Here is an 18,273-nt window from a genome sequence, read left to right as displayed (position 1 = left end):
CCTATGACCAGCTTCGACACCGGCCTGTTCGACACCGTCCTGGTCGCCAACCGCGGGGAGATCGCGGTCCGCGTCATCAGGACGCTGCGCGCGCTCGGCATCCGCTCGGTCGCGGTGTACAGCGACGCGGACGCCGACGCCCGGCACGTCCGCGAGGCGGACACCGCGGTCCGGATCGGCCCCGCCCCCGCCGCCGAGAGCTATCTGTCCGCCGCCCGCCTGCTGGACGCCGCCGCCCGCACCGGCGCCCAGGCCGTCCACCCCGGCTACGGCTTCCTCGCCGAGAACGCCGCCTTCGCCCGCGCCTGCACCGACGCCGGACTGGTCTTCATCGGCCCGCCCGCGGACGCCATCGACCTGATGGGCGACAAGATCCGGGCCAAGGAGACGGTCCGCGCGGCCGGCGTCCCGGTCGTCCCCGGCTCCTCCGGCAGCGGCCTGAGCGACGCGGAACTCGCCGCCGCGGCACGGGAGATCGGCATGCCGGTCCTCCTCAAGCCGTCGGCCGGCGGCGGCGGCAAGGGGATGCGCCTGGTCCGGGAGGCCGACCGGCTGGCCGACGAGATCGCCGCCGCCCGCCGCGAGGCCCGCTCGTCCTTCGGGGACGACACCCTGCTGGTGGAGCGGTGGATCGACCGGCCCCGACACATCGAGATCCAGGTACTGGCCGACGGCCACGGCAACGTCCTCCACCTCGGCGAGCGCGAATGCTCCCTCCAGCGCCGCCACCAGAAGATCATCGAGGAGGCGCCCTCGGTCCTGCTGGACGAGGCCACCCGGGCCGCGATGGGCGAGGCGGCCGTCCAGGCGGCCCGCTCCTGCGGCTACCGCGGCGCCGGCACCGTCGAGTTCATCGTCCCCGGCAAGGACCCGTCCGGCTACTGCTTCATGGAGATGAACACCCGCCTCCAGGTGGAGCACCCGGTCACCGAGATGACGGTGTCCTTCGACCCGACCGGCGCCGGCGGCGGGCTGGACCTCGTCGAATGGCAGCTGCGGATCGCCGCCGGGGAACACCTCCCCTACGCCCAGGAGCACCTCACCTTCACCGGGCACGCCATAGAGGCCCGGATCTGCGCCGAGGACCCCTCCCGCGACTTCCTGCCGACCGGCGGCACGGTGCTGACCCTGCGCGAGCCGAGCGGCGACGGCATGCGCACCGACTCCGGCCTCACCGAGGGCGCCGAGGTCGGCAGCCGCTACGACCCGATGCTCGCCAAGGTCATCGCACACGGCCCGGACCGGGCGAGCGCGCTGCGCAAGCTGCGGGCCGCGCTGGCCGCCACCGTCACCCTCGGCGTGCCCACCAACGCCGGCTTCCTGCGCCGCCTGCTGGCCCACCCGGACGTGGTCTCCGGCGAGTTGGACACCGGACTCGTCGAGCGGGTGGCGGCCGACCTGGTGGGCGACGCGGTGCCGGACGAGGTGTACGCGGCGGCCGCCGCGGTCCGGCAGGCGGCCCTGGAGCCGGCCGACGACGGCGGCTGGCGCGACCCGTTCGCCGCACCGACCGGCTTCCGGCTCGGCGGCGCGCCCGCCCCGGTGCGGCACTGGCTGCGCGTCCCCGGACAGGACCCGGTGGCCTACGATGTCCGGCCCGGCGTGGCCCCGGAACACTTCGAGGTCACCGCGGACGAGGTGCGGATCACCGTCGAGGGCATCCGGCACACCTTCCACCGCGGCGGCGACTGGCTGGGCCGGGACGGCGACGCCTGGCACGTCGGCGACCACGACCCGGTGGCCGAGGCGCTGCGCGAGGCCGCCCGCGGGCACGGCGTGGACACCCTCGCCGCCCCGATGCCCGGCACCGTCACCGTCGTCAAGGTGGCCGTCGGCGACGAGGTCACCGCCGGGCAGGGCCTGCTGGTGGTGGAGGCGATGAAGATGGAGCACGTGATCTCCGCGCCGCACGCCGGGACGGTCACCGCACTCGACGTCACCCCCGGCAGCACGGTCTCCATCGACCAGGTGCTGGCCGTCGTGGCCCCCCACGAGACCGCCGACGGCGACGCCCCCGACGACCCCGACACCCCCGGCACGGACGAGGAGGCGACGGCATGACCACCGACGGCGCACCGGCGACCGGACTGCCCATGGAGGTGGCCGCGGAGGGCCTGCCCACCCGCGTGCGGATCCACGAGGTCGGTCCGCGCGACGGCCTCCAGAACGAGCAGGCGGTGGTCCCCACCGAGGTCAAGGCGGAGTTCATCCACCGGCTGGCCGCCGCCGGCCTGCCGGTCGTCGAGGCCACCAGCTTCGTCCACCCCAAGTGGGTGCCCCAACTCGCCGACGCCGAGCAGCTGTTCCCGATGCTGGGCGACCTGGACCCGCGGCGGCTGCCGGTGCTGGTGCCCAACGAGCGGGGGCTGGAGCGCGCCCTGGCGCTGGGCGCCCGCCGGATCGCGGTGTTCGGCAGCGTCACCGAGTCGTTCGCCAAGGCCAACCTCAACCGCACCGTCGACGAGTCGCTGGCCATGTTCGAGCCGGTCGTCCGGCGGGCCCGGGACGAGAACATGCACGTCCGCGGCTACCTCTCGATGTGCTTCGGCGACCCCTGGGAGGGCCCGGTGCCGATCGCCCAGGTCGTCCGGGTCTGCCGGGCCCTCCTCGAACTGGGCTGCGACGAGTTGAGCCTGGGCGACACCATCGGCGCGGGCACCCCCGGCCACGTCCAGCACCTGCTCGCCGCGCTCAACGAAGCCGGGGTGCCCACCACCCGGCTGGGCGTACATTTCCACGACACTTACGGACAGGCTCTGGCCAATACCTTCGCCGCGCTCCAGCACGGCGTCACCACCGTCGACGCCTCGGCGGGCGGCCTGGGCGGCTGCCCGTACGCCAAGAGCGCCACCGGCAACCTCGCCACCGAAGACCTCGTGTGGATGTTGCACGGCCTCGGCATCGAGACCGGCATCGATCTGGGGCGGCTGACCGAGGCCAGCGCGTGGCTGGCCGGGTTCCTGGGCCGCCCCAGCCCTTCACGCACCGTCCGCGCCCTCTCCCACAAGGAGTGAGTGACCCATGTCCCTGGACCACCGCCTGCCCGAAGAGTTGGAAGAACTCCGGCGCACGGTCGAGGCGTTCGCACACGACGTCGTCGCCCCGGAGATCGGCGCGTACTACGAGCAGCACGCCTTCCCCTACGACATAGTCCGCCAGATGGGCCAGATGGGCCTGTTCGGCCTGCCGTTCCCCGAGGAGTACGGCGGGATGGGCGGCGACTACCTGGCGCTCGGCATCGCCCTGGAGGAACTGGCCCGGGTCGACTCCTCGGTGGCCATCACCCTGGAGGCCGGGGTCTCGCTGGGCGCCATGCCCGTCTACCGCTTCGGCACCGAGGAGCAGAAGCGGGAGTGGCTGCCGAAGCTGTGCAGCGGCGAGATGCTCGGCGCCTTCGGCCTCACCGAGCCGGACGGCGGCTCGGACGCCGGCGCCACCCGCACCACCGCGGTGCGCGAGGGCGACGACTGGGTGATCAACGGCAGCAAGTGCTTCATCACCAACTCCGGCACCGACATCACCGGCCTGGTGACGGTCACCGCGGTCACCGGCCGCAAGGACGACGGCTCCCCGCTGATCTCCGCCATCGTCGTGCCGTCCGGCACCCCCGGCTTCACGGTCGCCGCCCCGTACTCCAAGGTCGGCTGGAACGCCTCGGACACCCGTGAGCTGTCCTTCTCCGACGTCCGGGTCCCGGTCGGCAACCTCCTCGGCGAGGAGGGCCGGGGCTACGCACAGTTCCTGCGGACCCTCGACGAGGGCCGGGTCGCCATCGCCGCACTGGCCACCGGCCTGGCCCAGGGCTGCGTGGACGAGTCGGTGCGGTACGCCAAGGAGCGGCACGCCTTCGGCCGCCCGATCGGCGCCAACCAGGCCATCCAGTTCAAGCTGGCCGACATGGAGATGCGCGCCCACACCTCCCGGCTGGCCTGGCGCGACGCCGCCTCCCGGCTGGTGCACGGCGAACCGTTCAAGAAGGAGGCGGCGCTCGCCAAGCTCTACTCCTCCGAGATCGCGGTGGACAACGCCCGCGAGGCCACCCAGATCCACGGCGGCTACGGCTTCATGAACGAGTACCCGGTCGCCCGGATGTGGCGGGACGCCAAGATCCTGGAGATCGGCGAGGGCACCAGCGAGGTCCAACGCATGCTGATCGCACGGGAGTTGGGGTTCTAGCAGCGGTCCCCGCTCCCGAGCGGGGAACCCCTTGGGGGGCGGGCGAACAGATCCCCTAGGGGCCCACAACGCCCCCTGCGGGACCACAACGCGGCGAGCCCGGGAGGTTGTTCCCGGGCCCGCCGCGCGTGCGTCACCTCAACGGCGCCCACCACACGTTCACAGCGGCCAGTCGTTGGCAGGGTCGTCCAGCCATGCGCGTTGCCCATCGCGGGTGACGGTCAGGCCGAATCGGTCATGGCCGGGTCGGCCGGTCTCGTCCCACCAGCGGTAGGCGGTCTCCGCCTCGTCCCAGAGTCGCCGGCCGCCGTGCTGCCAGACCCGTGCCACCTCACCGTCGCGGAACTGAACGCAGGCCCACGATCGGTCGGCGAGGCCATACAGCCACACGGGCCGTGCTCCGTCCCGCTTCTCGGCCACGACTTGGAGGCAGTGCGGCACGCGCAGACCCAAGGCGAAGCGGTGGGCGCTGAACGGCTCGCCGACGAACTCCTCTTCCGTGAGGCTGGTGGAGGTTTCTTCACCGTCGGCCACGCTGCCGGGGACGTACTCCCGATGTATGACGGGTGGGAGCCGCTGGGAGCGGAGTTTCATGAACTCCACCGGTCCGGTGAACCGCCCCGCTGCGCTCGTGCCGTCGCGAGCGACTTCCAGGCGAGCCACGGCGTCGCCGTTGCTGTAGTGGGTGCCCCACGGGCTGACGATGACCCCGCCCGGTCGGCATTGCCGCACCCACGTGTAGGGGATGGATCGCAGACCGCACGTCACGGTGATCCGGTCGTACGGCGCTCCCTGCTCGTAGCCTGCGGTGCCGTCGCCATGCACGACGCCACCCCCCAGGCCGAACCGTTCCAACGCCTCTCTGGCGGCCGTGGACACCGCCTCGTCCACCTCGACCGTGACCACGTTCTCCGGGCCGACGCGGTGGGCCAGGAGGGCCGCGTTCCAACCTGTGCCCGTACCGATCTCCAAAACACGATGGCCACGGCGGAGGTCCAGGTCCCGCAGCATGCGGAACACCACGGACGGCATCGATGCGGAACTGGTGGAGACCCTTCCGGGTTCCGTGCCGGAGTGGCCGCCGTCGTCCCACTGCGTGACGATCGGGCAGTCCGCGTCGGCGTACGCCTGCCATGCCTCCGGATCGTCCGCACGGGAGATGGCCACGCTCTTCCCGGCCGCCATGCTCCACGGCCAGATGAGATCCGGCAGGAACGCGGAGCGGGGGACCGCTTCGAATGCCGGGGCCCAGTCGGCGGACAGGGCCCCGCCGACCATGAGGGCGCGCCCCAGTTCGGAGCGGCCGGGGCGTCCCTGGTGTGCGTCTGTCACGTTCAGTCGACCTTGGGCGGGTTGGGAACGCCGGGTCCCCCGTCGGGGGTCGGCGCCGGGTGGGGGCCAGGGTAGGGCTCGCCGGGAAGTTTGTCGCCGCCGCTGTTGCTGAGAACCATGAACACCGAAGTTCCTCCTTGTGGTGTGGTGCTTGACCGGCCGCCCGACTACCGCTGCCCTCCAACGCGACAGGCACCAGCCGATTACTCGCCTACTCATCTACTCGGCGATGCAGTCAGGGCAGTTCACAGGCCGAAGCCACTCGACCGCCTCGTCGCCCTGGCCGCCTTCGCCATATCGTGCCCGCTGCACCTCGCCGACCCAGACGAACTCATGGACGGTGATCACGTCGTCTCCGACGGTGCCCGCCATATGGTCATCGAGGCACAGGCGCCGCGACGGCACCTCCGCCGGCCCGTCGGCGCGAGCATGCCGGAGCTTCACCTCGTCCACGGTCACCAGCCGACCCTCGCGGTGTGGTGGGCGAGCAGCCACTGGCAGTCCCGCGCGCGCTGGTGCACTTCGGCACACGGAGGCAGGACACCCTGTCCGAAAGGGTGGGCCAACTGCTGCTCGATCTGATCCATCCGCTTCGTGAGGTGTTGCGTCTCGAAACTGTTCGGCATCCGGCACGCGGCGGTCCTTCGCATCACGTCGAGGAGCAGCGCAACGTGGCCGCGCAGTTCCTCGTCCGTGTCGGCCAGTTCTTCCCGGCTCGGCCGGCTCGCGCCGAAGCCGAGCGCCCGGCGGATCGTGTCGGCGATCGTGTTTGCGTCGATCGGTACGTCGAGTGTGGCGTTCGACGGCCTGTCCATTCCCTGCTCCGATCTGGTGGCGATGCATAGAGCGTGCTCTCAGCGCGACGATGCGGGAATGACCAGCAGGGGTTACCGAGGCGGTAATAGACTCGTTGCCGGTGCAGCATGACGATTGATCGTGCCTGGGATCGCTCTGGAAGAGGGCCCTATGGACACCCACGTAAACCCGCTCGACAACGACGTGTTGGGGCGTGACGACCTACGCCGAGCACTCGACGAGCATGACTTTGCAGCCGCGTTCACCCTGATCAAGAAATGGGCCGGCCTGAGCCAAAACAAGATCGCGACAGCATGCGATCTCACGCCAGGCAAGGTGTCCAACATCATCTCTGGGCAGCACCACGTCACATCAATCTCAGTTATCCGGCGCATTGCGGACGGCCTCAGAATCCCTGGTGCCATGCTCGGGCTCTCCCCTCGTCCCTGGGAGGGGCAGCCATCGGCACCGGCGCCACCCGTAAAGGATCGCTCACCCTCCGAGGACTCACTCTCCGAGGAGGTGCCGTGGCGTCCTGACGCCACCGTCGGCCTCGCCGACCACCTAACGAGGAGCGATCTCGTGCTCAACCGCCGCACAGCTACGCGCGCCCTATCCGCAGCGGCCATCACGGGTGCCGCATTGCTCGACTCGCTCGAAGGCTGGCTCCAACCCGCAGGTGCAACCCCTCGCGCCGCCCGCCGCGGCCGTCTCGGCGCACGGGACCTCGACGCGCTAGAGACCACCGCGCAAGCCTTTCGCGCGTGGGACCACCAGTACGGCGGAGGGCTGCGCCGAAAGGCTGTCCTCGGACAACTCAGCGAAGTGGCAGCCTCACTCGACGAGCACCAAGACGCCCGAATTGAACGGCGCCTGTACGGCGTCATGGCCCAACTCGCTGGCACGGCCGCAACGATGGCATGGGACTCCGGACTACAGCGCCGGGCGCAGGACTACTACCGTCTCGCACTACGCTCCGCGCATGCCGCTGGAGACACTCTGTACGGGGCCAACGTACTGGCCGGCATGGCACGACAGATGCTCTGTGCCGACCATCCCCAAGATGCCCTCGAACTAGTCCGCTTCGCCCAGGACGGTGTCCGCACCATGGCAGGGCCGAGACTGCGTGCGATGCTGCACACCCGCGAAGCATGGGCCTATGCAGCGATGGGGCGACGCGTGGCGTTCCAACGCGCGAGCGCGCGAGCAGGCGAAGCCCTGTCCTCTTCGGGCGCTGAGGAGCCTTACTGGATCAGCTACTTCGACGCCGCAGAACTCGCCGGCGTAACCGGCGGCCGGCTGCTCGAACTCGCCCGCATCGACCCCCACGGGCACGCGCCCACCGCAGCGCGGGATATCCGCACCGCGCTCGACCAGCGCGGCCCGGAAGCCAGCCGGAGCCACGCTCTCGACTGGATCGGCCTTGCCGAGTGCAGCTTTCTGCTGGGAGACGTCACCGGAGCAGCGGAGACCACACGCCATGCCGTCAGTGCCGCCGCGCATACCCAATCAGGACGAGTCCGTCATCAACTCGCACAGCTCTACCCGTATACGGTCGGCAGGCACGTCCCCGGACCACTGCGTGAGGCCCGGGACCAGATCCGCGATCTGCTGGCGACGTAGGGAGACACGGAGAGAATGACCACCATCGCCGTAACCGGCCACATGGACCTCACAGACGACACCGTGCCGCTGGTGCAAGAGGAACTGCGGAGCTTGCTGCGCGAGCACCGACGTGAGTTGGTGGGCGTCACCTGCCTCGCACGTGGCTCGGACACGCTGTTCGCCGAGGCCGTGGTTGAGGCCGGCGGTCGGCTGATCGTCATCCTGCCCTCGCAGGACTACCGGCAGGCCAAGGTCAAGCCCGACCACGCGCCCTCCTTCGACCGCCTCACTGCTGTGGCGGAAGTGGTGACCATGCCGTACGACACGGCCAACCGCGAGGCATACGAAGCAGCAAATGGAGAACTGCTCAAGCGCGCCGACCGCCTGGTAGCGGTCTGGGACGGCGCAGCCCCTTCCGGAAAGGGAGGAGGCACGGCGGACACCGTCGAGCAGGCACGCAGCGCCGGTGTGCCGGTGGACGTTGTCTGGCCGAGCGGCGCCCGGCGTGGGGCGTAGAGGAGGCCATTCCCGGGCCCGCCGCGCCGCCGCGACACGTCACCGCCCCCGCCACGCCCCCGCCGCTCTCACCGCCCGTCAGGCCACGGCACCTCCGGCGCCCGGTAGTAGTCGATGCCCAGGGCGTCCCAGCGGGGGCCCTGGGCGGCCAGCCGCGTCCGGTACGCGCCCCAGTCGTGCGTCCGGGCCGGCGACCAGCCCAGCTCGGCGATCCCGGGCAGCCGCGGGAACGCCAGGTACTCGATGTTCGACGAGGTCGTCAGGGTCTCCGACCACAGGGGCGCCTCGACGCCCGCGACCGCACCGGCGGGCGCGCCCTCCAGGTACCTCCCCGGGTCCCAGTCGTAGGCGCGCCGGACGTTCACATAGCCGGCCCAGTTCAGGCCGAGCGGGGTGTCCTTGTCGTACTTCATGTCGAGGTAGGCGCGGTCGGCGGGCGAGAGGATCAGCCCCGTGCCGTGCCGCGCGGCGTCGGCGACCTGCTGCCGCTCCTGCGCGCCCGTCTTGTCGTAGCCCCAGTACTGGGCGAGGGCGCCCCTGACCGGGTGCGCCCCGGTCAGCTGGTGCCAGCCGATCACGGTCTTGCCGTACTTGGCGACCACCGGCTGCACCCGGTCCATGAAGGCGACGTAGTCCGCGTGGCTGGTGGAGTGCGCCTCGTCGCCGCCGATGTGGAGGTAGCGGCCGGGGGTGAGCGCGGCGATCTCCCGGATCACGTCGTCGACGAAGTCGTAGGTGATCTTCTTGGGCACGCACAGCGAGCTGAAGCCGACCTTGGTGCCGGTGTAGAGCGGCGGCGCCTGGCCGTTGCAGTTGAGGTCGGCGTACGAGGCGAGCGCGGCGTTGGTGTGGCCGGGCATGTCGATCTCGGGGACGACGGTCAGATAGCGGCTGGCGGCGTAGCGGACGATCTCGCGGTAGTCGTCCTTGGTGTAGTGGCCGCCGCGGCCGCCGCCGACCTGGGTGCTGCCGCCGTAGGTCGCCAGCCGCGGCCAGGAGCTGATCGCGATCCGCCAGCCCTGGTCGTCGGAGAGGTGCAGATGCAGCTTGTTGATCTTGTACTGGGCGAGCTGGTCGATGTACCGCTTGACCTGCCCGACGGTGAAGAAGTGCCGGGAGACGTCCAGCATCGCGCCGCGGTAGGCGTAGCGCGGGGCGTCGGAGATCGTCCCGCCGGCGATCCGCCAGGGCCCGGGCTGCCGGGTCTCCTTCTCCACGGCCGCCGGCAGCAGCTGCCGGAGGGTCTGGACGCCGTGGAAGAGGCCGGCCGGGCGGGCGGCGCTGATGGTGACCGCGCGCCCGCCGGAGGTCAGCCTGTAGCCCTCCGCGCCGAGGCCGCGGGTGTCCCGGCCGCCGAGCCTGAGGACGATGCCGTCGGCGCCGCCACGGGTGGTGACCGGCAGCGAGAAGCCGGTGGCCGGCCGCAGCAGCCCCGCCAGGTAGCCGGCGATCCGCTGGGCCTCGCCGGAGTTGCCGGGCACCCGGATCCGGGTGCCCTCACCGATCGTGTACGCGTCACCGGCCGGGCGGACCGAGGCGGGCGCCGGGATCACCCGGTCCAGCGGGGTGACGGCACGGGCCGCGGCGCCCTGCGACGGCACGGCGGCGGTCGCCGTGCCGGCAGCCGCGACCAGCAGCAGCGAGGTCAGGAGTCTGCGTCGTCTCATGGACGGTCCCTTCGGCGAGCTTCGAGCGCGGCACGTCTCTGGCTGGGGCGTTGCGGACGGCGCGTTTCCCTGGGCGCACGTTCTGACTGGCGTGGAGCGACCGGACGGTGACCATGCGTACCGCGCGCCTGGTTACCGGTCAAGGTGTAGACCAGTTTCAAGGCGCGTTCTGGTATACGTGCCCGATATCGGGCAGATTTCTTGCGAATCTTGGCGAGGACCCGCAATATCGACGGGTGCTCGAACGCCGTCCGTCCCACGAGGACCTCATCGACCACCTGGTCCGCAGCACGCCGCTCCAGCGCGGCGAGGCGGCCCGGGTGGTGCTGGACGTGCTGGCGTACTTCGACGAGACCACGGAGGGCTTCGTCCGCCGCAGACACCGCGAGCTGCAGTCCCAGGGGCTGCGGAACGAGGCGATCTTCGAGCGGATCGCACACGAGCTGCCGCACCGCGCCGTGTCGCCCCCCGCGCTCTCGCTGCGCCAGCTGCGCCGCCTGGTCTACGGCTGACCGCCGGGACCGACCAGCGCCCGCCGGTGGACGGCCGGGCACCCATGAACGCCAACGAGAAGGGTCACCGTATGTGCGGGATCGTCGGATACATCGGCAAGCGCGATGTCGCGCCGCTGCTCCTTGAGGGCCTCCAGCGCCTGGAGTACCGCGGCTACGACTCGGCCGGTATCGCCATCCACGCCAAGGGCACCGGCAAGGCCGCGGGCGGTCTGAAGACCGCCAAGGCCAAGGGCCGGGTCCGGGAGCTGGAGTCCCGCCTGCCGAAGCGGTTCGCGGGCTCCACCGGCATCGCGCACACCCGCTGGGCCACCCACGGCGCCCCCACCGACGAGAACGCCCACCCGCACCTGGACACCGAGGGCAAGGTCGCGGTCGTCCACAACGGCATCATCGACAACGCCGCCGAGCTGCGCGCCCGGCTGACCGCCGACGGCGTGACCTTCGCCTCGGAGACCGACACCGAGGTCCTGGCCCACCTCATCGGCAGCTCCACCGCCGCCACGCTGGAGGAGAAGGTCCGCGAGGCGCTCCGCCACGTCGAGGGCACCTACGGCATCGCCGTCCTGCACGCCGACTTCGCCGACCGCATCGTGGTCGCCCGCAACGGCTCCCCGGTCGTCCTGGGCATCGGCGAGCACGAGATGTTCGTCTCCTCCGACGTCGCCGCGCTGGTCTCGCACACCCGCCAGGTCGTCACCCTCGACGACGGCGAGATGGCCACCCTGAAGGCCGACGACTACCGCACGTACACCACCGAGGGCTCCCGCACGACGGCGACGCCGGAGACCGTGGAGTACGCGGCCGAGTCGTACGACCTGGGCGGCCACGACACCTACATGCACAAGGAGATCTCCGAGCAGGCGGAGGCGGTGGACCGGGCGCTGCGCGGCCGGATCGACGACCGCTTCTCCACCGTCCACCTCGGCGGCCTCAACCTCGACGCCCGCGAGGCCCGCGCGGTGCGCCGGGTGAAGATCCTGGGCTGCGGCACCTCCTACCACGCCGGCCAGATCGGCGCCCAGATGATCGAGGAGCTGGCGCGCATCCCCTCGGACGCCGAGCCGGCCTCCGAGTTCCGCTACCGCAACCCGGTCGTGGACCCCGACACCCTCTACGTCGCCGTCTCCCAGTCCGGTGAGACCTACGACGTGCTGGCCGCCGTCCAGGAGCTCAAGCGCAAGGGCGCCCGGGTGCTGGGCCTGGTCAACGTGGTCGGTTCGGCGATCGCCCGGGAGACCGACGGCGGCATCTACGTGCACGCCGGCCCCGAGGTCTGCGTGGTCTCCACCAAGTGCTTCACCAACATGGTGGTCTCCTTCGCGCTGCTCGCCCTGCACCTGGGCCGGATCCGGGACCTGTCGGTCGCGGACGGCAAGCGGATCATCGAGGGCCTGCGGAAGCTGCCGGGCCAGATCGACGAGATCCTCAAGGGCGAGGACGACATCAAGAAGCTCTCGGCGCTCTACGCCGACGCCAAGTCGATGATGTTCATCGGCCGGGTGCGCGGCTACCCGGTGGCCCGCGAGGCGTCCCTGAAGCTCAAGGAGGTCTCGTACATCCACGCCGAGGCGTACCCGGCCTCCGAGCTCAAGCACGGCCCGCTGGCGCTCATCGAGCCGGCGATGCCGACGGTCGCGATCGTGCCGGACGACGACCTGCTGGAGAAGAACCGGGCCGCGCTGGAGGAGATCAAGGCCCGCAGCGGTCGGATCCTCGCCGTCGCCCACCAGGAGCAGGAGAAGGCCGACCACACCATCGTGGTGCCGAAGAACGAGCCCGAGCTGGACCCGATCCTGATGGGCATCCCGCTCCAACTCCTCGCCTACCACACGGCGTTGTCCCTGGGCCGGGACATCGACAAGCCGCGCAACCTGGCCAAGTCCGTGACGGTGGAGTAGTCCCCCGCGAGCGCTGGCTCCGCGTGCGTGCCACCATACGCACACGGAGCCGGCGCCTCCCCTTTTGCCGGCGTCGCCCATTACGCCGGCGGGATGCCGCCACCCCGGGATCCGTCACTTCCCGGCCGGCAGCACGTCGCTGTGACCGTTTTCTACCCGTCACCAGCGCACGAGCAACCTCCGGACGGCAACCGGACGCCCACTGCCCACAATCCCCATGACGCCCCCTCAACTGTGGACATACCGCGGAGAGCCGATCAACGGGGGGCGCACGCAAGGGAGTTCGCCCGCACTCCGGGCGGGGCGGCTGCGCGCCGGCGTCAGGGAATGACCATGACCGGGCGCTGCGCGCGGCGCGCCAGCCGGCCGGCCACCGAGCCGAAGATCCGGCCGACGAGGCCGTGCGTCGAGCCGACCACGATGGCGTCGGCCTCGTACTCCCGGCCGACCTCCTCCAGCTCGTGGCAGATGTCGCCGCCGCGCTCGACGAGGATCCAGGGGACCTCGGCGAGGTGGTCGGCGCAGGCCAGCTCCAGCCCGAGCACCTCGGTGCGGTGATCGGGGACGTCCACGAAGACCGGGGGCTCGCAGCCCGCCCACACCGTCGTCGGCAGCCGATTGGCCACGTGGACGATGATCAGGCCCGTGCCGTGGCGCCGCGCCATACCGATTGCATACGCCAACGCGCGTTCGCTCGACGTGGAGCCGTCGAAGCCGACCACGACGCCGTGCCGGAAGGCGGGATCGCAGGAGTGGTGCTTCTGTTCCGCCGCTTCGAGGTCCGCCATCGGATCGGCGACCTGCTTGCGGTCCGCGGGTTCAGGGGTTTCGTGACCGGCCATGGGTGTCTCGGCGAGAACGTCCTCTTGCGGAGGGGCGAACGGGGAACGGCGATTGACTTGATCCGGCAGTTGACCTGGGCGGCTCGATCAAGGAGCGGGAGCCATAGTTCAAAGAGGAACGATACGACTGGGAATCATCTTTCCAAGCCGATACCCCAAGAGTACGGCGCTACTCCTCCACTGCCCAGAACGCACACGGACCCCCGGGGAGCCCGCACGGGGCGCCCCGGGACCGCAAGCGTTCCCCGGAGCATGCCGGAGCGTGGCGCGGATGGCAATGCCCCGGCCTGCCCCCGTACGTACCCCCGGCGGCCCCTCGTGATCGCCGGCGGAACCGCCCCCGCCGACCGTCCGCGGCGATCTCCACGCCGCCGACGCCGTCCGGTAGATCACCCGACCCGGTGAGCGGCGGCGTACCCCGGGGCGCATCCGGATGCGCCCCGGCACCCGTCACCTTGATCGCGCGCGGGACCGCCGGGACGGATGCGGGCGGCGGTGCCGACGGCCCCGCGGCGGCGGCCGGCGCGCGGCGCGGGTCGTCAACGCGGCCCGGACGGACGGCCGCACGGCGGCCTGTCGCAGGCATCGATCACCAGGGGGACAAAAGTGAGCGTATATAGACAGAAAGGCAAGGGTGGAGGCGCGTTGAGAGGGGGCGTACATCGACCGTTAGAGGCGTTCGCAAGTCTGTGCACGACCGTTTTCAGCCAACTTCCGGCCTGGATCCTCACCTTGCCCCAGACCCCCCTCAACCCGGGTGTGAGCAGGGAGGAAAGGACCGCCGGGCATGGTTGTGCCCTACTGCGAACGGGCAGAGCCGAGACGCGCACTTCCCATGCAGGCCCGACGAGTGGAACGCTTCGTGATCGAATGCTTCGCGCCAAGTTGCCATATCGACATACCAGTGGGTGGTGAACTTGGCACTCCATCCTCACGGGACACAGTAGATTCGATCTTGGTCAGTGACGGCGGGGGAACTGTGCAGGACCGAGAGGGCGAGACGACCGAGGGGGGCTTAAGTGCCATGAGCCAGGACTCCGCTGCCGTACCAGATGCCGCACGCAAGCTCGCCGCCCGACGACGCCGCGAAATAGTCGCGGTGCTCCTCTTCAGCGGCGGCCCCATTTTCGAGAGCTCCATTCCGCTCTCGGTCTTCGGCATCGACCGCCAAGACGCCGGCGTTCCGAGGTACCGGCTGCTTGTGTGCGCCGGCGAAGATGCGCCTTTGCGCACGACCGGGGGGCTCGAACTATCTGCCCCCTACGGGCTGGAGGCGATCTCCCGTGCCGGGACGGTCGTCGTACCGGCCTGGCGTTCCATCACGCAGGCCCCGCCGCCCGCGGCGCTCGACGCGCTGCGCCGCGCGCACGAAGAAGGGGCCAGGATCGTCGGGCTGTGCACGGGGGCGTTCGTCCTCGCCGCGGCCGGACTGCTCGACGGCCGACCGGCCACCACCCACTGGATGTACGCGCCGACGCTCGCCAAGCGTTATCCGTCCGTCCATGTGGATCCGCGCGAGCTCTTCGTCGACGACGGCGACGTGCTCACCTCCGCCGGCACCGCCGCCGGAATCGACCTGTGCCTGCACATCGTGCGCACCGACCACGGCGCCGACGCGGCCAACGCGCTCGCCCGCCGACTGGTCGTCCCGCCCCGGCGGACCGCGTCCGACCTCGGGCACCAGCGCTACCTGGACAGGTCATTACCAGAGGAGATCGGCGCCGACCCGCTCGCCGAGGTCGTCGCCTGGGCGCTGGAGCACCTCCACGAGCAGTTCGACGTGGAGACGCTGGCGGCCCGCGCGTACATGAGCCGACGCACCTTCGACCGGCGGTTCCGCTCCCTCACGGGCAGCGCGCCGCTCCAGTGGCTGATCACCCAGCGGGTCCTCCAGGCCCAGCGGCTGCTGGAGACCTCCGACTATTCGGTGGACGAGGTCGCCGGCCGCTGCGGGTTCCGCTCGCCGGTCGCGCTGCGCGGCCACTTCCGGCGGCAGCTGGGCGCCTCGCCCGCGGCCTATCGGGCGGCCTACCGCGCCCGTCGGCCGCAGAGCGGTGCACCCGAGCCCGCGCTGCGTCCGGAGCGGGCCGAGCGTCCCGAGCGCGAGCGGGCGGCGCTGGGCGGCGAGCGGTTCTCGGCCGCCGCACTGGGCGGGCACGGTCTGGCCGCCGAGGTGGCGGACGCGACCAAGCCGCCGTCGGAGGGGTACGCCACCCGACTGCCGGAGACCCCGGTCGGCCGGGGGGCCGGTCGGCCCGTACTGCCCGGTCAGCGGGAGCGCCCCGTAGGGTGAGACGTATGAACGATCGCATGGTGTGGATCGACTGCGAGATGACCGGACTCTCGCTGGCGAGTGACGCGCTTATCGAGGTGGCCGCCCTGGTCACCGACTCGGAACTGAACGTGCTGGGTGACGGAGTGGATGTGGTGATCCGTCCCCCGGCCGAGGCGCTGACCACCATGCCGGAGGTGGTGCGACAGATGCACACCGCCTCCGGGCTGCTGGCCGAGCTGGACTCCGGAACGACGCTGGAGGCGGCCGAGGCACAGGTGCTTGACTACATCAAGCAGCATGTGCCGGAGCCGAGGAAGGCGCCGTTGTGCGGAAACTCCGTCGGTACCGACCGCGGCTTCCTGCTGCGCGACATGCCGACGCTGGAGAGCTACCTGCACTACCGGATCGTCGATGTGTCGTCCGTGAAGGAACTGGCCCGGCGCTGGTTCCCGCGGGCGTACTTCAACAGTCCGGACAAGAACGGCAACCACCGGGCGCTGGCCGACATCCGCGAATCCATCGCGGAGTTGCGCTACTACCGGGAGGCCGTGTTCGTGCCCCAGCCGGGGCCGGACTCGGAGACCGCGAAGGCCATCGCGGCCAAGCACAAGCTGCCTGCCGAACCGGAGTCGGCGGCACAGTGACGCAGCTCGCTCCCGGGGACGCGAAACCTGGGAGCGAGCACCCCTCCGGAACCTGTACACTTTTTCTCAGCCGGTGGGGAAAAGGAACCACACAGCACCGGTCTTGGTGGGTATAGCTCAGCTGGTAGAGCACCTGGTTGTGGTCCAGGATGTCGCGGGTTCGAGTCCCGTTACTCACCCCACTGTCGAGGCCCCCGATCTTCGGATCGGGGGCCTCGAGTGTTTCCGGGCGGATGCCGCCGCCGGCCGGGGTGGGCCGGCCGGGCCTCAGTAGCCGACGGTGAAGCGCTCGCCGAGGTGGGCGGGCTGCTCCAGCTCGTCGAGGAGCGCGACGGCGTAGTCCTCGGTGGAGATCCGGCTGCTGCCGTCCGCGGCGACCACCAGGTCCTCAAGGGCGGTGCGGTAGGTGCCGGTGCGCTCGCCGGGCTCGATGGTGCCGGCCGGGCTGAGGTTGGTCCACCGGACGTCGGAGACGGTGCGGTAGAAGTCCAGCGCGTCGCCGTGCGCGTGCATGATCTGCAGCAGCGGGATCGGGAGGCCCTCGGTGTCCCAGACCTGGACGCCGTCGGGCTTGCGGAGCGAGCCGGCGCCGCCGACCGCGACCAGTCGGGGCATCTCCCCGCCCAGCATGCGCAGGCCCTCGACCAGCGCCTCGGCGGCGGGCCGGATGGTGGCGATGTGGCCCGGGCCGTCGCCGCCGCCGACCGCGCTCACCACCACGTCCTGGCCCTTGGCGACCTCGGCGACGGATTCCGGATCGAGCACGTCGCCGTAGGTCACGGTGAGGGCGGGGTGGGTGATGGTGACCTTCGCGGGGTCGCGGACGGCCGCGGTGACCTGGTGGCCGCGGCGCAGCGCCTCGTCGAGGATGCGGCTGCCGATGGTGCCGGTGGCCCCGAAGAGAGCGATCTTGGACATGGTGGGTTCTCCCGGTGGTTCGGTGGGGGGCGAGGTGCGCCCGCGTGGACCGCGGTGTTCCGGCCTCCGCGGTGCGGCTGCCGTTTTCCGCCATCAGTCGTGCTGACGTCTCCTACGCTAGGGGTATCAACGGGAGATTTCGGGGTAGCGAGGCGACGGGTCATGGTGAAAAAGCGACAGGACCCCCGAGAGGACGCAGAGACGATCCGTGAGGTGCCGTTCTCCGCGCCGGCCGGGCGGCCCGCCGGCGTGGAGGTGCTGACCCTCGCCGAGCTGCGCGAGCGTGCGGACGCCTGTCGACTCTCCACCCCGCACCGGCCCGGATTCCACCATCTGCTGGTCCTGGACCGCGGGCGGCTGGTGCACTGCGTCGACTTCAAGGAGCACCGCCTCGCACCCGGGGACCTGCTGTGGTCGCGCCCCGGGCAGGTGCAGCACTTCGGGGACCTGACGGGCGCGGAGGGGCGGTTGGTGCTCTTCGAGTCCGGGTTCCTGGACCCGGCGACCGCCGCCGCGGCCCGGATCGAGGACTGGTACGGGCCGGCCGTGCTGCACCCCGAGGGCGCCGCGGCCCGGGCGCTGGACGAGGCGCTGGGGCAACTGCACCGGGAGTTCGGGGCGCTGGGCGGGCTGCCGCTGGAGGTGCACCTGGAGGTGCTGCGGCATCTGCTGGCCGTCCTGGTGCTGCGGGCCGCGCATCCGGCCGGGGAGGCGGACGGGGCGGCCGACGGGACGTGCGAGGCGGGCGAGACGTATCTACGGTTCCGGGACGCGGTGGAGCGGGGGTTCGCCCGCAGCCGCCGGGTGGCCGACTACGCCCGGGCGCTGGGCTATGCGCCGCGCACCCTCTCGCGGGCCACCGAGGCGGCGGCGGGGGTCGGCGCGAAGGAGTTCATCGACCGGCGGGTGGTGCTGGAGGCCAAGCGGCTGCTGGCGCACGGCGACCAGCCGGCCTCGCGGATCGCGGACCGGCTGGGCTTCGCGGACGCCACCAACTTCAGCAAGTTCTTCCAACGGCAGGCCGGGATCACGCCGATCGCGTTCCGGGCCGCCGTGCGGGGTGGCGACTGACCGGCCGCCGTCGGCCCCC

Annotated in this window: 16 protein-coding genes and 1 tRNA gene; 11 read left to right on the top strand and 6 right to left on the bottom strand. The window is 71.2% G+C overall.

What is annotated here, in order from left to right; all coding sequences use genetic code 11:
* The first annotated feature begins 3 nt into the window (after positions 1-3).
* From MOV08_RS26665 to MOV08_RS26655, 3 genes are read left to right on the top strand one after another with little or no spacing between them, the layout of a single operon-like run.
* The gene (locus tag MOV08_RS26665; protein WP_275309136.1) at positions 4-2,061 is read left to right on the top strand and encodes an ATP-binding protein; all 2,058 of its coding nucleotides are present in this window, start codon (positions 4-6) and stop codon (positions 2,059-2,061) included.
* The gene (locus MOV08_RS26660) at positions 2,058-3,014 is read left to right on the top strand and encodes a hydroxymethylglutaryl-CoA lyase (RefSeq protein WP_039636229.1); all 957 of its coding nucleotides are present in this window, start codon (positions 2,058-2,060) and stop codon (positions 3,012-3,014) included. Before MOV08_RS26665 ends, MOV08_RS26660 begins: the two co-directional genes overlap by 4 nt.
* A gap of 7 nt (positions 3,015-3,021) precedes the next feature.
* Positions 3,022-4,176 carry an acyl-CoA dehydrogenase family protein gene (locus tag MOV08_RS26655; protein ID WP_073442353.1) on the top strand — a complete coding sequence of 385 codons (1,155 nt, stop codon included), beginning with the start codon at positions 3,022-3,024 and terminating at the stop codon, positions 4,174-4,176.
* A gap of 159 nt (positions 4,177-4,335) precedes the next feature.
* Here the strand turns inward: MOV08_RS26655 and MOV08_RS26650 are convergent, their stop codons facing one another.
* The 3 genes from MOV08_RS26650 to MOV08_RS26640 all read right to left on the bottom strand — a co-directional run bounded on the left by MOV08_RS26650 (position 4,336) and on the right by MOV08_RS26640 (position 6,323).
* A complete protein-coding gene (locus MOV08_RS26650) occupies positions 4,336-5,454 on the bottom strand; it encodes a methyltransferase domain-containing protein (protein ID WP_275311903.1) in 1,119 nt (372 codons plus the stop codon).
* A gap of 273 nt (positions 5,455-5,727) precedes the next feature.
* On the bottom strand, positions 5,728-5,967 hold the full coding sequence (locus MOV08_RS26645) for a hypothetical protein (protein WP_275309134.1): 240 nt from the start codon (positions 5,965-5,967) through the stop codon (positions 5,728-5,730).
* Positions 5,964-6,323 carry a DUF6415 family natural product biosynthesis protein gene (locus MOV08_RS26640; protein ID WP_275309133.1) on the bottom strand — a complete coding sequence of 120 codons (360 nt, stop codon included), beginning with the start codon at positions 6,321-6,323 and terminating at the stop codon, positions 5,964-5,966. The genes MOV08_RS26645 and MOV08_RS26640 overlap by 4 nt, the downstream gene beginning before the upstream one ends.
* 151 nt (positions 6,324-6,474) lie before the next feature.
* Between MOV08_RS26640 and MOV08_RS26635 the strand changes: the two genes are divergently transcribed.
* Together MOV08_RS26635 and MOV08_RS26630 are read left to right on the top strand one after the other, a co-directional pair.
* Positions 6,475-7,926, top strand: a complete 1,452-nt coding sequence (locus MOV08_RS26635; RefSeq protein ID WP_275309132.1) for a helix-turn-helix domain-containing protein — start codon at positions 6,475-6,477, stop codon at positions 7,924-7,926.
* Between the two features lie 15 nt (positions 7,927-7,941).
* Positions 7,942-8,424, top strand: coding sequence for a hypothetical protein (locus MOV08_RS26630; RefSeq protein WP_275309131.1), 483 nt, complete (start codon positions 7,942-7,944; stop codon positions 8,422-8,424).
* 68 nt (positions 8,425-8,492) lie between these two features.
* Here the strand turns inward: MOV08_RS26630 and MOV08_RS26625 are convergent, their stop codons facing one another.
* Positions 8,493-10,091, bottom strand: a complete 1,599-nt coding sequence (locus MOV08_RS26625; RefSeq protein WP_275309130.1) for a beta-N-acetylhexosaminidase — start codon at positions 10,089-10,091, stop codon at positions 8,493-8,495.
* Between the two features lie 236 nt (positions 10,092-10,327).
* Here MOV08_RS26625 and MOV08_RS26620 point away from each other — a divergent pair, with 236 nt between their 5' ends.
* Positions 10,328-10,603 (top strand): hypothetical protein, encoded by a 276-nt coding sequence (locus MOV08_RS26620; RefSeq protein ID WP_039636211.1) that lies wholly within the window; start codon positions 10,328-10,330, stop codon positions 10,601-10,603.
* A 71-nt stretch (positions 10,604-10,674) separates the two neighbouring features.
* Positions 10,675-12,504 (top strand): glutamine--fructose-6-phosphate transaminase (isomerizing), encoded by a 1,830-nt coding sequence (gene glmS / locus MOV08_RS26615; protein ID WP_275311901.1) that lies wholly within the window; start codon positions 10,675-10,677, stop codon positions 12,502-12,504.
* Positions 12,505-12,824: 320 nt separating this feature from the next.
* Here glmS and MOV08_RS26610 read toward each other — a convergent pair whose 3' ends face one another.
* Entirely contained in the window at positions 12,825-13,346 is a 522-nt protein-coding gene (locus MOV08_RS26610) for a universal stress protein (protein ID WP_039636209.1), read from the bottom strand.
* 1,024 nt (positions 13,347-14,370) lie between these two features.
* Between MOV08_RS26610 and MOV08_RS26605 the strand changes: the two genes are divergently transcribed.
* The 3 genes from MOV08_RS26605 (at position 14,371) to MOV08_RS26595 (ending at position 16,447) form a co-directional block, all read left to right on the top strand.
* Positions 14,371-15,639: a GlxA family transcriptional regulator gene (locus MOV08_RS26605; RefSeq protein WP_039636206.1), complete on the top strand. Its 1,269-nt coding sequence runs from the start codon at positions 14,371-14,373 to the stop codon at positions 15,637-15,639.
* A gap of 5 nt (positions 15,640-15,644) precedes the next feature.
* Positions 15,645-16,265, top strand: a complete 621-nt coding sequence (orn, locus tag MOV08_RS26600; RefSeq protein WP_039636204.1) for an oligoribonuclease — start codon at positions 15,645-15,647, stop codon at positions 16,263-16,265.
* Between the two features lie 106 nt (positions 16,266-16,371).
* Positions 16,372-16,447: transfer RNA gene (locus MOV08_RS26595), tRNA-His, on the top strand.
* 85 nt (positions 16,448-16,532) lie between these two features.
* On the opposite strand, the gene MOV08_RS26590 is transcribed toward MOV08_RS26595, so the two are convergent.
* Positions 16,533-17,183, bottom strand: a complete 651-nt coding sequence (locus tag MOV08_RS26590; protein ID WP_275309128.1) for an NAD(P)-dependent oxidoreductase — start codon at positions 17,181-17,183, stop codon at positions 16,533-16,535.
* A gap of 213 nt (positions 17,184-17,396) precedes the next feature.
* Here MOV08_RS26590 and MOV08_RS26585 point away from each other — a divergent pair, with 213 nt between their 5' ends.
* A complete protein-coding gene (locus MOV08_RS26585) occupies positions 17,397-18,254 on the top strand; it encodes an AraC family transcriptional regulator (protein ID WP_275309127.1) in 858 nt (285 codons plus the stop codon).
* Positions 18,255-18,273 lie beyond the last annotated feature (19 nt).

Origin of the sequence: Streptomyces yunnanensis, from assembly GCF_029011865.1 — a bacterium.
Classification (GTDB): domain Bacteria; phylum Actinomycetota; class Actinomycetes; order Streptomycetales; family Streptomycetaceae; genus Streptomyces; species Streptomyces yunnanensis.
Note: the sequence above shows the minus strand (reverse complement) of the source record. Positions and strands in the feature narration are given on the sequence as shown.